The following is a 14,109-nucleotide window of genomic DNA, read 5'->3' as shown; positions in this document are numbered from 1 at the left end:
ATTATAAGGCCATGCTGATGTAGTTAAGGATAAACAAGGCATCCAAAATCCAAATCATGACATGAACATCTTTAGCTTGACCTTTGACAAGCTTAGTCAAGGTGTAAGTCAAGAAACCAACTGCAATCCCTTGAGTGATAGAGTAGCTGAATCCCATAAAGATAGATGTGAAGAAGGCAGGAACCGCTTCAGCCATATCATCCCAATGGATATTTTTCAAGCTAGCCAACATCATAATTCCAACGATAATCAAGATTGGAGCTGTAGCAGCTGTTGGTACGATAGCTAGAAGTGGGCTAAAGAAGCTTGAGATTGCAAAACAGATTGCCACAACCAAGGCTGTCAAACCTGTACGTCCACCTGCACCAATACCAGCAGCAGACTCAACATAAGTCGTTACGTTTGAAGTACCAGCGATGGCACCAATTGAAGTACCAATCAAGTCTGAATAAAGAGCCTTGTCCAACTTAGCTGATTGATGATTTTCACCGTTTGTTGCTACGATACCAACTTTTTCACCCGTACCGATCAAGGTACCAATTGTGTCAAAAATATCTGTCAACGAGAAGGCAAGAATGGCCATAAGAGTTTCAGGTAAGCGAGCTGTATCTGAAATCAAAGCTCCCAAACCTTCTGAACCAAGAGCTGCACCAAAGACTGTCTTCAAGTCTTCAAAGGCTGCACCAACATGGTTATTAGCAAAATCGATACTAGACAAATCTACCAAACCAACTGCAATAGCAAGAACAGTTGTTGTCAAGATAGAGAGAATAATTCCCCCTTTAATTCCTTTGATAACAAAGAAAATCGTAATAGCAAGTCCTGCAAGAGCCACCAAAACAGCTGGATTATTAAAGCTGACCAATCCTGGAACTGCTGAAGAGTTTGCTGCAATCGTTGCTTGAGCTTTGTCTGCCCCTTCTCCTACAACAGTATAGTTGCCTGGATCAATCGTAAATTTCAAAAGTCCAGCATTCTTAATTCCCACGTAGGCAAGGAAAACACCGATACCAGCTGAAATAGCTGAGCGAAGAGCATTTGGAATCGATTCAATGATCATTTTACGAACATTTGTCAAGGTAATAATCAATGAGATAATTCCACAGATGAAGACCATAGCTAGGGCTTCTTGCCAAGAATAACCGAGTCCAAATACAACTGTAAAGGTAAAGAAGGCATTGAGTCCCATACCTGGTGCTTGAGCATATGGCAAGTTGGCGTAGAAGGCCATCATCAGGGTACCAGCAACTGCACCGATAATCGTTGCGAGGAATACACCCTGAGCAGGCATTCCTGTTTGCGAAAGAATTTGTGGGTTTACAAAGAGAATATAGCTCATTGCAAAGAAAGTTGTTAAACCAGCGAGAACTTCTGTACGAACGTCTGTACCGTTCTCTTTTAGTTTAAATAATTTGTCCATTATCAATCTCCTTTTAATTTTTACGAACAATAATAGGATTATATCATTTATCATTCACTTTTTCAATATCTTTGTTTAATTTATTTAAGAAATTGATGGAATTTCATTTTTTGTTTGGAATCTGCTTTTCTGCCTGCTTTTTGTTATAATAGAAGACATCTTATCTGGAAAGACACTAGAAAGGTTTATATGACGAAAAAAATTATTGCACTAGACCTGGATGGAACCCTGCTCAACTCAGACAGTCAGATTTCTGACTTTACCAAAGAAACCATTAAAAAAGTTGTTGAAAAAGGCCATCAGGTTATTATTACGACAGGTCGCCCTTACCGCATGTCAAAAGATTTCTACCGTGAACTATGCTTAGACACTCCTATGATTAATTTCAACGGCTCCCTTACTCATTTACCAGACCAAGCTTGGGACTTTGAAAAGTGTTTGACTGTAGACAAAAAATATCTGCTCGATATGGTTCAACGTTCAGAAGATATTCAAGCTGATTTTATTGCTGGAGAATACCGTAAAAAATTCTACATTACAAATCCTAATGAAGAAATTGCCAATCCTAAACTATTTGGCGTAGAAGCTTTCCAGCCTGAAGATCAATTTCAGCCTGAATTGGTGACCAAGGACCCTAACTGTATTCTCTTGCAGACCAGAGCCAGTGACAAATATGCCTTGGCAAAAGAAATGAACGCCTTCTACCAGCATCAACTGTCTATCAATACCTGGGGTGGTCCGCTCAATATCCTTGAGTGTACCCCAAAAGGTGTCAATAAGGCCTTTGCTTTGGACTACTTGCTCAAGGTAATGAACCGTGATAAAAAAGATTTGATTGCCTTTGGAGACGAACACAACGATACCGAAATGCTCGCTTTTGCTGGGAAAGGTTATGCAATGAAAAATGCCAACCAAGAGCTACTCCCCTATGCGGATGAGCAAATCGCCCTGACCAATGACCAGGATGGGGTTGCCAAAACCCTACAAGACTTATTCTTATAGTCCATACTGACCAGCTTGCGAGCTGGTCTTTGTGCTCTTTTCACAGTCTCATCAACCAGTTAATCGATTGTTCTACTTTTTGCCTCCAAAACCTTGGAAAAGGCTTTCTTTTGTGATATACTTCACATATAAATACAAGAGAGCTCGTCATACTCGACTCTGTTGACACAAAATCAATCCAGTCCCGTTGTCTCTGTTCTCGGTCAATATCAAGGAGGATAGCTATGAAAGCTGTTGTTGTAAATCCAGAAAGCACTGGTGTTGCTGTTGAAGAAAAAGTACTCCGTCCACTTGAAACTGGGGAAGCACTTGTAGAAATTGAATATTGTGGTGTTTGCCACACTGACCTCCACGTTGCCCATGGTGACTTTGGTCAAGTACCAGGACGTGTTCTAGGACACGAAGGTGTTGGTATCGTTAAAGAAATTGCCCCAGATGTGAAAAGCCTTAAAGTCGGCGACCGCGTCAGCGTTGCTTGGTTCTTTGAAGGATGTGGCACTTGCGAATACTGTACAACTGGTCGCGAAACCCTTTGCCGTACAGTGAAAAATGCCGGCTACTCAGTAGATGGTGGTATGGCTGAACAATGTATCGTAACTGCAGACTATGCTGTCAAAGTTCCTGACGGACTTGATCCAGCCCAAGCCTCTTCTATCACATGTGCTGGTGTAACAACCTATAAAGCCATTAAAGAAGCCAAAGTTGAACCAGGCCAATGGGTTGTTCTTTACGGCGCTGGTGGACTTGGTAACCTAGCTGTTCAATACGCTAAAAAAGTATTCAATGCTCATGTCATCGCAGTTGATATCAATAACGACAAACTTGCCCTTGCAAAAGAAGTAGGTGCTGACATTGTGATTAACGGCCTCGAAGTTGAAGATGTACCTGGACTCATCAAGGAAAAAACTGATGGAGGAGCTCATTCAGCGGTCGTAACTGCTGTATCTAAAGTTGCCTTCAACCAGGCTGTTGACTCAGTTCGTGCTGGTGGTCGCGTCGTCGCTGTCGGCCTTCCTTCTGAAATGATGGAACTCAGCATCGTGAAAACAGTTCTAGATGGAATCCAAGTCATCGGTTCTCTTGTTGGAACTCGTAAAGACTTGGAAGAAGCCTTCCAATTCGGTGCAGAAGGTTTGGTAGTTCCAGTTGTTCAAAAACGTCCAATAGAAGATGCCGTAGCCATTTTCGACGAAATGGAAAAAGGTCAAATCCAAGGACGTATGGTACTCGACTTCACCCACTAATCTAATAAAAATCTATTTTAAAAGTTGGAATACGCTTCCAACTTTTTTATATTAAATTTTTTAATAAGGATTCAAAAAAACGTCTCCAAAACTCAATATATCAATATTTTCAGATGTAATCTTTTTAATTATTTTATGATAAATAGTTGATTTTTAGATGAAAACGGTTTATACTTAAACAGTCTTAAAGTTTTCTTAAACGAAAACTAAAACAAAAAAGGAGGAATGACAATAATGAGTATCGGAATCATTATTGCGAGCCACGGCGAATTTGCTGCGGGTATTCATCAGTCAGGATCTATGATCTTTGGTGAACAAGAAAAGGTTCAAGTTGTAACCTTTATGCCAAATGAAGGTCCTGATGATCTATACGCTAAGTTTAATAACGCTGTTGCTGCATTTGACGCAGAAGATGAGGTTCTAGTTTTGGCTGACCTTTGGAGTGGATCTCCATTTAACCAAGCTAGTCGCGTGATGGGAGAAAATCCTGAACGTAAGTTTGCCATCATCACAGGACTTAATTTACCGATGTTGATTCAAGCCTACACAGAGCGCCTCATGGACGCTACTGCAGGTGTAGAAAAAGTCGCTGCTAATATTATTAAAGAAGCCAAAGATGGCATCAAAGCTCTTCCAGAAGAGCTAAACCCAGTTGAGGAAGTAGCAAGCGCTGCAGATGCTCCAGTTGCCCAAGCTGCTATCCCAGAAGGAACTGTTATCGGTGATGGAAAACTCAAGATTAACCTTGCCCGTCTAGACACTCGTTTACTTCACGGTCAGGTTGCAACTGCTTGGACTCCAGACTCAAAAGCAGATCGTATCATCGTTGCTTCAGATAACGTAGCTAAAGACGAATTACGTAAAGAATTGATTAAACAAGCAGCTCCAGGTAAAGTGAAAGCAAACGTTGTTCCTATCCAAAAACTAATCGACGTTGCAAAAGATCCTCGCTTCGGAGAAACACATGCCCTTATCTTGTTTGAAACACCTCAAGATGCTCTTCGTGCTATCGAAGGTGGTGTGCCAATCAAAACTCTTAATGTTGGATCAATGGCTCACTCAACTGGTAAAACAATGGTTAACAACGTTTTGTCTATGGACAAAGAAGACGTTGCTACATTTGAAAAAATGCGTGACCTCGGTGTTGAATTTGACGTACGTAAAGTACCAAATGACACCAAAAAAGATTTGTTTGACTTGATTAACAAAGCAAACGTGCAATAATCGATATTATGAAAGGATTTTAAAGATGTCTATTATTTCTATGGTTTTAGTAGTCGTTGTAGCCTTCCTAGCAGGTCTTGAAGGTATCCTCGACCAGTTCCAATTCCATCAACCAATCGTAGCTTGTACCCTTATCGGTCTTGTTACCGGTAACCTTGAAGCAGGGATTATCCTTGGTGGTTCTCTTCAAATGATCGCCCTTGGTTGGGCAAACATCGGAGCTGCTGTAGCTCCTGACGCTGCTCTTGCTTCTGTTGCTGCTGCCATTATCATGGTTCTTGGTGGCGACTTTACTAAGACAGGTATCGGTGTTGCCCAAGCGGTTGCTATCCCTCTTGCAGTTGCTGGTCTATTCTTGACTATGATTGTCCGTACACTCTCTGTCGGATTAGTTCACACTGCTGATGCTTCTGCTAAAAAAGGTGACTTCAAAGCAGTTGAACGTGCTCACTTTGTCGCACTTCTTCTTCAAGGTCTTCGTATTGCAGTCCCTGCAGCACTCCTTCTAATGGTACCAACTGAAACAGTACAAAGCATTCTAAATACTATGCCTGATTGGCTCAAAGATGGTATGGCTATCGGTGGTGGTATGGTCGTTGCCGTTGGTTACGCTATGGTTATCAACATGATGGCAACTCGTGAAGTATGGCCATTCTTCGCTATTGGTTTCGTGCTTGCTGCCGTGTCAGATATTACTCTAATCGGATTTGGTGCTATCGGTGTTGCTATCGCTCTTATCTACCTTCACCTTTCTAAAACTGGTGGAAATGGTGGCGGAGGAGCCGCAACTTCTAACGACCCAATCGGCGATATCCTAGAAGACTACTAAAATAAGAAAGGACTGAAAACATCATGACTGAAAAACTTCAATTAACTAAATCAGATCGTAAAAAAGTTTGGTGGCGTTCAACTTTCTTACAAGGTTCTTGGAACTATGAACGTATGCAAAACTTGGGTTGGGCTTACTCATTAATTCCAGCTCTTAAAAAACTCTACACTAAAAAAGAAGATCAAATCGCTGCTCTTGAACGCCATCTTGAGTTCTTCAACACTCACCCATACGTAGCCGCTCCAATCATGGGGGTTACTCTTGCACTTGAAGAAGAACGTGCTAACGGTGTTGAAATTGATGACGCTGCTATCCAAGGGGTTAAAATCGGTATGATGGGACCTCTTGCTGGTATCGGTGACCCAGTATTCTGGTTTACAGTACGCCCAATCCTTGGATCACTCGGTGCTTCACTTGCCCTTACTGGTAATATCTTAGGTCCAATCCTCTTCTTCGTTCTTTGGAACTTGATTCGTATGTCATTCTTATGGTATACACAAGAGATTGGATACAAGGCTGGATCAGAAATCACTAAAGATATGTCTGGCGGTATCCTTCAAGACATCACTAAAGGGGCCTCTATCCTTGGTATGTTCATTCTTGCTGTCCTTGTTCAACGTTGGGTAAATATTAAATTTGCTTTCGATGTTGCCAAAGTTCAACTAGATGAAAAAGCTTATATCCATTGGGATAAATTGCCAGAAGGATCTAAAGGTATCCAAGAAGCATTCGCACAAGTAGGACAAGGATTGTCTCAAACACCTGAAAAAGTTACTACTTTCCAACAAAACTTGGATATGTTGATCCCTGGACTATCAGGACTACTCCTTACTTTCCTTTGCATGTACTTGCTTAAGAAAAAAGTATCTCCAATCACTATTATCCTTGCACTCTTCGCAGTGGGTATTGTGGCACATGTTCTTCACATCATGTAATCAAGCAACTTAAAAGGAATCAGGTTCTAAAATCTGATTCCTTTTTTCTATACTTTTATTCAGCCAAGGCTCCCATTGGATCCCATGGTGCAAGAACAATTGGTTCTGCTTCATAGGCAGCTTGTTCCTCTGCTGTCAGCAATTCTTTGCGGACAACAATCTGGTAAGTGTATTCGTCCATCCAAGCGTCTGAGGCAACAAAGTAACCATCTGTACCTACCTTGTCTCCCCATGAGTTTTCAACCTTCCACTTGGTTGACTTGCCATTTTCTTCCAAATCAACACCTGTCAAGACCATGGCGTGGGTCATCAAGCTCTCGCTGTAGTCCAGACGTCCAGCCTTATCTTGAGTGAGTTTAATGTCCATGCTTGATTCAAAGTCATAAACATCTGTCGCAAGGATTCCAGCTTTACGGTTGCTGAGCTGACCGACATCAGAACCAAACCAAACAGTCTCACCTGCTTGCATTTGGGCAATTGCCAATTCTTTCAAGCGCTCCATAGGAACGTTGATATAACGAACTGCACGGCTACCAACCACATTCCCCAACATCTCAACTGTGTAAGATTTGCCGTAAGGCTTGTCAGCAGTTGGAGCATTGATAACAGAAACATAATCTTCTAGTGGAAGATTGACATATTTCTTATAAAATTCCTGTGGTGTGATACCTTTTTCACTTTGGTAGTTGTTATCTTTATCGCGATAAGCAAAGTCAAACTGACGTGGTGGAAGCCCCAATGACATGGCAAGGAAGTTAAAAATTTCTTGCAAGAGGTCTTCTTTCTTAGCTTGAACAGTCGTTTGGTCTGCGCCAGAAGCAAGCAAGTCACGCAAGATTTGAGCATCTTGACGAAGCAATTTATTAAGGATTGCATTTAGCTCACGGCTACTACTAGATGAAACAGACTCAGGGTAAACTGACTTAGGCACGACACCGTATTTCTCAAAGAGAGAAACGACCATATCCCATTGACCACCGTCTTGTTGTGGAGTTTGGAGTAGGAATTTAACCTTACGACTCGTCAAGTCTTGGTCTGCAGTCGCAATCACTTGCTCCAAGAACCAGTTTGATTTCTCATACTTGTCCCAGAAGAAAGTGTGGGCCTGTGACAACTCAAAATTCTCCAGTTTGTATTGTGAGATGAGCTTGTGGCGGAAGGTGTTGAGAGCCGCAAACATCCAGCAACGACCAGATGCTTTCTGGTTGGTTACCTTGTCCTTGGTCAAATCCAATGAGAAAACAGGTGTATTATCTACATGGCTTTGGCGACGTTCTAGGGCTGCAAAAATTCCATTGTGACTAGCAGCATTTTCAATCGCTTGGTATTTGACATTTGCTTCATAGTTGGCAAATAGTTTATCTGTAAATGATTCTTGAATCGCGTTCATAGATTCCTCCTTTTATTCTACAGTCTATTATAACTCTTTTCACAAAGGAAGCAACTGAAAAACATAAAAGGCAAGGACATTCTATCTCACCTTTTCGAATATAAATCAAATTAAGCAATACTTGCAAGGAGAACCTCTAATTCTTCCTTGGTCAAGCGACGCCATTCTCCTCGCTGCAAGTTCTCATCTAAAACTAGAGTTCCCATAGTAAAACGTTGCAAGTCCACCACTTCCTTGTCACAGTAGCCCACCATACGCTTGACCTGATGAAACTTCCCTTCTGCAATGGTCACACGAATTTGGCTCTGATTCTTTTCTGCATCTGTGGAAAGAATCTCCAGTCTAGCGGGCTGACAAGTAAAGTCTTTGAGCGGAATGCCCTTGGCAAATATCTCCACATCTTCTTGGGCCATAATTCCCTTGACCTGAGCCAAATAGGTCTTGTCCACATGACGCTTGGGCGAAAGAAGAGCATGGGCAAGCTTGCCGTCATTAGTCAAGAGCAAAAGACCATGCGTGTCAATATCCAAGCGCCCTACTGGGAAAACTTCCTTGCTCCGAGCCAAGTCATCCAACAAGTCCAACACCGTTCTGTGTTTAGGATCTTCAGTCGCTGAAATAACCCCTTGGGGCTTGTTCATCATGTAGTAGACAAACTCTTCATACTCCAACACTTGCCCATCAAAGCGAATCTCATCTCTTTCTTCATCAATCTGCAATTTAGCTGATTTCTCTTTTTTACCATTTACAGTCACGCGCCCAGACTTGAGCAAGTTTTTGACCTCAGTCCGACTTCCCACAGCGCAGGCAACTAAAAATTTATCTAATCTCATAGAACTATTATATCATACTCAAAAGGAGGCTGGTACAATGACCAACCTCCTTTTCGTTTCATACTCTTCAAAAATCTCTTCAAACCATGTCAACGTCGCCTTGCCGTATATATGTTACTGACTTCGTCAGTTCTATCTGCAACCTCAAAACAGTGTTTTGAGCTGACTTCGTCAGTTCTATCTACAACCTCAAAACAGTGTTTTGAGCTGACTTCGTCAGTTCTATCTACAACCTCAAAACAGTGCTTTGAGCAACCTGCGGCTAGTTTCCTAGTTTGCTCTTTGATTTTCATTGAGTATCAGATTTAAGAAATTAACTTCCTCGTCTCCAGAAAATCGCTAAGACAATCATGGCTCCTAAAATCGCTGGGATAATAGCTGTTCCTGATAAAACTGGCCCCCAAGTTCCAAAGAGCAAATGGCCTATAAAGGCACCAATCCAACCGAGGAACATTTTTCCAAAACATCCCATGCGTTCTCCACGATTGGTCAAAGCACCTGCCAAGAGTCCCACTAGGAGACCAACAAACATACTTCCTATCATCTTGGCTCCTTAATTTACCCAATCTCCGTTACGGAAGAGCGGTACACGTGTCCCATCCTCACGGATACCATCGATATCCATTTGACTAGACCCAATCATAAAGTCCACATGAACATCTGAACGGTTAAGCCCTGCAGCTTCAAGCTCTTCTTCGCTCATCTCTGCTCCACCAATGACGCTAGTCGCATAGGCTGCACCGATAGCCAAGTGGTTTGAAGCATTCTCATCGAAAAGGGTATTAAAGAAGGTAATGCCTGACTGAGAAATTGGGCTTGGATCTGGTACCAAGGCACATTCACCCAAGGCACGCGCACCCGCATTTTCAAAGACAAGATCCTTCATGACCTGCTCTCCCTTCTCAGCAGTGATGTCAACGATTTGTCCATCCTTAAAGGTTACCTTAATACCTTCAATAATGTTTCCGTTATAGCTAAGCGGTTTTGTAGAAGTGACATAACCATCTGCGCGACGGAAGTCAGGCGCTGTGAAGACTTCCTCTGTCGGCATATTTGGCAAGAATCCTTCTCCCTGCGCATTGATAGCACCAGCTGATTCCCAAACGTGGTTCTTCGGCAAACCAAGTGTCAAATCAGTTCCTGGTGCTGTGTAATGAAGGGCTGAAAATTGTTCCTTATTAAGCATATCTGCCTTGCTCTTGAGAATAGCAGCATGCTCTTCCCAGGCCTTAACAGGATCTTCTTCGTAGACTCGGCAGGTTTTGAAGATTTGGTCCCAAAGGAGATCGACTGCTTCTTCATCGCTCGCTGCATTTGGAAAGACTTTCTTAGCCCACTCAAGTCCAGCAGCGGCTGCTACAGTCCAGCTAACCTTGTTGGATTGAGTTGCGATACGCATTGGCTTCATAGCAAGTCCCATAGCTTTAGCAGAAGCTGAAAGCTTGTCAGCATCCACTCCGTTCAAGGCACCTGGGTCAGAAGAACGAACCCCAAGACGGCTGGCCTTATTTTCCAAGAGATAGTTCATCTCAGCAATCTTGTATTCTGGCACATTGTCCAAACGCTCCATCGGCGCATGGAGGAATTTCTCACGGTTAATGACATCATCTGTCCACTGAACGATCACCTCATGTGCACCCAAAGCATAAGCTTCTTTGACGATTAAGTGAGCCAACTCACGTTGCTCCACATCGATAGAGAGAGCCAAAGTGTGACCAGGTTGCACATTGATTCCATTTGCAACCAACAATTTCGCATATTTTTCTAGATTTTCTTTAAAATTTGGTAAAACCATGTTGTTTTCTCTTTTCTATTTTTATTTTTCTTTCAAAGCAGAGAATAATCCTGCTAAAGCAATGGCACCTGACAAGAGTGCTGTTGATAGAAGAATTGTCTGATCAGCAAGTTCTAGCTGATAGTCAAAAACTTTTGAGCTGGTTTGTCTTTTACAAAATCCTTCCCTTACTAGTATATCACATATATTGGTATTTTAAAAAACAAGCTTACTGAAGCTTGTTTTAATTAGCTATTACAAAAATTTTGTACATATCTTTCCACTTCTTTTTCTATAGATTGAATCTCACCAATATCCCATCTATTTTTTTTAGAAGTTATCTTTGCCATCATCTGTAATTTTAAACTCTGACGATGGAATATCCCTTCTCTTTCCCATTGCTCTAATTTAGCCTCTGGATAGGAGTTGCCAAACCTGGAGTTCTGAATATCGGTAGTAATACAAAGGTTGCCAAAGGAATGTAAAAACTCCGCAGGTAATTGGCTCTCTCCATCATGTCCATTTGGATTCTGAGGATACCAATGCTCTATGGAGCGACGATAAGCAAATTTGAAATGATCAAAATTAATATCCTTGTACTCTTTCTCTAATTCGGCACGATTTTTCCACAAAACATAATCCACAAAGTTAAAAGCATAAACAGGAATTGCACCATATTTTTTGATACTTTTATCTTCGGTAAACAATCTTTCCTCAGCATATCTCACTGCCATTTTTTCAAGAAAATCCTTAAACTGACTAGCAAATTCTGTTTGATTTAACTCTTCAATATAGTTAAACAAGAATTGCAAGATTTCATATAACCAACGACTATCACGATTGGCAGTAAAGGTCACAGCAAACATGGATTGGAGAAGAATGATGTTTTGGTTAATTTCCGAATCCGAAAACGTATTATTAGTAAAACGTTCTTCGACTATATAATGCTCTTTAGATTTTCCATTTGGTTGATATTCATAATAAGTCCCCTTCTGTAAAAACCATTCATCCTTATTTCTACTTGAAGAGTCCATATTCGAATTTCTAACGATGTAATTATCGAAAATGTGTTTTATTCTAAGAAGAAATTCACTAAATTCAATAACCCAAGTTTTATCTTTATTTTTTATATCAAATAGTGCTAAGAGTTTCTTATCATCTAGTTGAATCTCATCAGTTTTCTTACCTTCCGCAATTGCCAATACATGGAGTAAGAATGTTGGAAAATCAATGATTGTAGTATAATCGCCAAAATCTTTTTCTACTTCTATATTTTTTTCATTTATCTTTTTTCCTAATATATCTGATAACTTTCTTCTTTCATTTTGATGAAAATCAATATCATTATAAATATTATGAAATGAATAATTTGTAAAATGCCATCCAAAAATACGTTCACGTTCTTGAAAGTCATCTGCTCTCTTCCGTCGCATCTTAAACTGACTTGCTACCGGCTTATCAAACTCTGCACAGGCATCCCAAATTCTTGCAAACTTTTGCGCCATTTCTTGATCTTCACCAAATTTAGACATCATTTGTGCCTTAAGGATTTCATGAGCCTCTAGTTGTTCTCCTCGAGAATTGAAACGTTCGAAATAAAGATTCAAATCTAAATCCTCAGGAAGTATACTCCGAAAAATGATGACCTTTTCAAAAAGATAACCAACGAAAGACTGAGGATTCAATTGGCGCTCTTCTAACACTTTTTTCAATGCGTCTCTAGCATGTCCGTAACCTCTAGTCAGCTCATTTTCATCGCCCTCTAAAATTTTTTTCTTGGAAAATAAATCTTGAATATTCTTATTTGATTTCTTCCGAGCTGGAAAGGTAAGATTGACAGCTTTCAATCTATCAAAACCAAACTCATGCTTCAAAGCTAAGGCAATCAAATTAAGGGCTGTTGTTCGTTGTTGCCCATCTATGATTTTGAAAATGTCATTCTCTTTATTAACGACTAATGTTCCAATATAGTAATTGTCTCTATTTTCTTGAACAGCATCTGCTACGTCGTTCAATAACTGCTCAATTTCATCATAAGTCCAAGCAAAATTTCTCTGATAAAGAGGGATAGCATAGGTATCTTCATTTAACAAACGATTAACTGATAAGCTTATATGTGTTTCTACCATTTATCTTTTTCCTCTTCTATAATCTTGTCCACAGTATAATTTTCAAATAGCTCTCTATCTATTTTGACCATAAAATCATTCGGAGTGACAGCATGAGATAAAAGTTGAAATAGCTTTTGAACCTCTTTTTGTCTAAACCTTCCACCAGCAGCATAGTTCCCAACTGTCGCATCATATATGGCTTTAGATTTAACTCTAGGATAGTAAGACCAAATAAACAAGGTCTCTACTATCTCCTTTGATAGCTCCTCTTTTCCAAATCTATCTGCGAAAAGCGAGCAAATATTTAGGAATATATTGTGACATTTAAGATAGCGTCCTTTTGAGCTATTGTAAATGTTTAACATACCTTCTGGGTAAGCTAAATTTTGTCCTTCCTCCTCTAACTCATTAGATATTCCTAACTGTTCATTTAAAAAATCTTTATGATTTTTAACAGTTTCATGAGCAGATTCAATATACTCAAAAAATTTACTTCCATCAATGATTGGCATAGTAATGGACATGGGGAGATTTTCAATATGACGATACAATTCTAAGTATGGAAAGTTCTGATTCAAATCAACGCCTTTAAAATCGTCAATAAAATCCTCTGTAAAACGGAGATAAGATCCATAACGCTTTTTTGTCAATCCTGTATCTCCTCGAGACCAACGTCTCATACGGAAAAGATGTTTATCAAACAACTCTTTGAGACTTAAATCTTTATCTTCTACAAATTGCTCCCACTTTTCAACAATCTTTTCATCTTCTGAATCTTCCTTGCGGAGATGATAGGCTTTGAGCAAATCATGAGGTTCTAAAGGTTTTCCACGATTATTCTGAGAATCAAATAGCTGAAAAGCCTCTGATAATCGTTTTTTGGGCATAATAATCACAGAGACAGCACAATTCTCTAATAAAAAGTTGCAAATATCTTTTGCCTCATTTTCGCTAACCAATTGAGTCAAATTTTCCCACTCGTTATAATTTTCACTCGCATGATAGCAAGATAGCTCTCCAAATTCAGCACTCAGCAGTTGATTAGCACCCTTATAATTCTCTAAATCATCTAATAAATGAAGAAACAAGGAAATAGAAATTAGCCGTTGCTGTCCATCGACAATATCTAAGTATCTATCATTTCCATCATTTTCATCATTTTCATGCAAGATAACGGAACCAATCTGATATTCCTTTTTCCCCATAGCATCTCGTAAATCATAAAAAAGATTACGGATATGTTTTCTGTTCCATTTATATGGTCTTTGATAAGAAGGAATTCGCAAATTCCCTTCTTTCAATAGTTCTCCAACCTTTTTAGAAGTAAATTGAATAGTCATTTTACCC

12 protein-coding genes are annotated in these 14,109 nt (G+C 40.1%); 5 read left to right on the top strand and 7 right to left on the bottom strand.

Features of this window, described 5'->3' with window-relative positions; translation table 11 throughout:
• Nucleotide 1: 1 nt before the first annotated feature.
• Nucleotides 2–1,420, bottom strand: coding sequence for an NCS2 family permease (locus ADJ60_RS04410; RefSeq protein ID WP_049510048.1), 1,419 nt, complete (start codon nucleotides 1,418–1,420; stop codon nucleotides 2–4).
• Between the two features lie 189 nt (nucleotides 1,421–1,609).
• Here ADJ60_RS04410 and ADJ60_RS04405 point away from each other — a divergent pair, with 189 nt between their 5' ends.
• From ADJ60_RS04405 to ADJ60_RS04385, 5 genes are all read left to right on the top strand, one after another.
• Nucleotides 1,610–2,422 (top strand): Cof-type HAD-IIB family hydrolase, encoded by an 813-nt coding sequence (locus ADJ60_RS04405; protein WP_049543676.1) that lies wholly within the window; start codon nucleotides 1,610–1,612, stop codon nucleotides 2,420–2,422.
• A 224-nt stretch (nucleotides 2,423–2,646) separates the two neighbouring features.
• Nucleotides 2,647–3,666 carry an alcohol dehydrogenase AdhP gene (adhP, locus tag ADJ60_RS04400; protein WP_000649185.1) on the top strand — a complete coding sequence of 340 codons (1,020 nt, stop codon included), beginning with the start codon at nucleotides 2,647–2,649 and terminating at the stop codon, nucleotides 3,664–3,666.
• A gap of 234 nt (nucleotides 3,667–3,900) precedes the next feature.
• On the top strand, nucleotides 3,901–4,890 hold the full coding sequence (locus ADJ60_RS04395; RefSeq protein ID WP_049543675.1) for a PTS sugar transporter subunit IIB: 990 nt from the start codon (nucleotides 3,901–3,903) through the stop codon (nucleotides 4,888–4,890).
• 25 nt (nucleotides 4,891–4,915) lie between these two features.
• Nucleotides 4,916–5,719 (top strand): PTS mannose/fructose/sorbose transporter subunit IIC, encoded by an 804-nt coding sequence (locus ADJ60_RS04390; protein WP_049543673.1) that lies wholly within the window; start codon nucleotides 4,916–4,918, stop codon nucleotides 5,717–5,719.
• A gap of 23 nt (nucleotides 5,720–5,742) precedes the next feature.
• Nucleotides 5,743–6,654, top strand: coding sequence for a PTS system mannose/fructose/sorbose family transporter subunit IID (locus ADJ60_RS04385; RefSeq protein WP_033676082.1), 912 nt, complete (start codon nucleotides 5,743–5,745; stop codon nucleotides 6,652–6,654).
• Nucleotides 6,655–6,709: 55 nt separating this feature from the next.
• Here the strand turns inward: ADJ60_RS04385 and pepC are convergent, their stop codons facing one another.
• From pepC to ADJ60_RS04340, 6 genes are all read right to left on the bottom strand, one after another.
• Nucleotides 6,710–8,044 (bottom strand): aminopeptidase C, encoded by a 1,335-nt coding sequence (gene pepC, locus ADJ60_RS04380; protein ID WP_049543670.1) that lies wholly within the window; start codon nucleotides 8,042–8,044, stop codon nucleotides 6,710–6,712.
• 110 nt (nucleotides 8,045–8,154) lie between these two features.
• Complete coding sequence (locus ADJ60_RS04370; RefSeq protein WP_049543667.1) at nucleotides 8,155–8,877, bottom strand: pseudouridine synthase; 723 nt, start codon at nucleotides 8,875–8,877, stop codon at nucleotides 8,155–8,157.
• A gap of 313 nt (nucleotides 8,878–9,190) precedes the next feature.
• Nucleotides 9,191–9,421 carry a GlsB/YeaQ/YmgE family stress response membrane protein gene (locus tag ADJ60_RS04360; RefSeq protein ID WP_049543665.1) on the bottom strand — a complete coding sequence of 77 codons (231 nt, stop codon included), beginning with the start codon at nucleotides 9,419–9,421 and terminating at the stop codon, nucleotides 9,191–9,193.
• 9 nt (nucleotides 9,422–9,430) lie between these two features.
• The gene (locus tag ADJ60_RS04355) at nucleotides 9,431–10,672 is read right to left on the bottom strand and encodes an aminopeptidase (protein ID WP_049543663.1); all 1,242 of its coding nucleotides are present in this window, start codon (nucleotides 10,670–10,672) and stop codon (nucleotides 9,431–9,433) included.
• A gap of 227 nt (nucleotides 10,673–10,899) precedes the next feature.
• Nucleotides 10,900–12,780: a DUF262 domain-containing protein gene (locus ADJ60_RS04345; RefSeq protein ID WP_049543661.1), complete on the bottom strand. Its 1,881-nt coding sequence runs from the start codon at nucleotides 12,778–12,780 to the stop codon at nucleotides 10,900–10,902.
• A complete protein-coding gene (locus ADJ60_RS04340) occupies nucleotides 12,774–14,102 on the bottom strand; it encodes a DUF262 domain-containing protein (RefSeq protein ID WP_049510058.1) in 1,329 nt (442 codons plus the stop codon). The genes ADJ60_RS04345 and ADJ60_RS04340 overlap by 7 nt, the downstream gene beginning before the upstream one ends.
• Nucleotides 14,103–14,109: the final 7 nt, after the last annotated feature.

Origin of the sequence: Streptococcus pseudopneumoniae (assembly GCF_001076775.1) — a bacterium.
Lineage (GTDB): Bacteria > Bacillota > Bacilli > Lactobacillales > Streptococcaceae > Streptococcus > Streptococcus pseudopneumoniae_G.
Note: the sequence above shows the minus strand (reverse complement) of the source record. Positions and strands in the feature narration are given on the sequence as shown.

Coding starts and splice junctions, on each gene's coding strand:
- adhP (WP_000649185.1), top strand. CDS start 2,647: ATGAAAGCTGTTGTTGTAAATCCAGAAAGCACTGGTGTTGCTGTTGAA.
- pepC (WP_049543670.1), bottom strand. CDS start 8,044: ATGAACGCGATTCAAGAATCATTTACAGATAAACTATTTGCCAACTAT.
- ADJ60_RS04345 (WP_049543661.1), bottom strand. CDS start 12,780: ATGGTAGAAACACATATAAGCTTATCAGTTAATCGTTTGTTAAATGAA.
- ADJ60_RS04355 (WP_049543663.1), bottom strand. CDS start 10,672: ATGGTTTTACCAAATTTTAAAGAAAATCTAGAAAAATATGCGAAATTG.
- ADJ60_RS04405 (WP_049543676.1), top strand. CDS start 1,610: ATGACGAAAAAAATTATTGCACTAGACCTGGATGGAACCCTGCTCAAC.
- ADJ60_RS04340 (WP_049510058.1), bottom strand. CDS start 14,102: ATGACTATTCAATTTACTTCTAAAAAGGTTGGAGAACTATTGAAAGAA.
- ADJ60_RS04370 (WP_049543667.1), bottom strand. CDS start 8,877: ATGAGATTAGATAAATTTTTAGTTGCCTGCGCTGTGGGAAGTCGGACT.
- ADJ60_RS04410 (WP_049510048.1), bottom strand. CDS start 1,420: ATGGACAAATTATTTAAACTAAAAGAGAACGGTACAGACGTTCGTACA.
- ADJ60_RS04385 (WP_033676082.1), top strand. CDS start 5,743: ATGACTGAAAAACTTCAATTAACTAAATCAGATCGTAAAAAAGTTTGG.
- ADJ60_RS04395 (WP_049543675.1), top strand. CDS start 3,901: ATGAGTATCGGAATCATTATTGCGAGCCACGGCGAATTTGCTGCGGGT.
- ADJ60_RS04360 (WP_049543665.1), bottom strand. CDS start 9,421: ATGATAGGAAGTATGTTTGTTGGTCTCCTAGTGGGACTCTTGGCAGGT.
- ADJ60_RS04390 (WP_049543673.1), top strand. CDS start 4,916: ATGTCTATTATTTCTATGGTTTTAGTAGTCGTTGTAGCCTTCCTAGCA.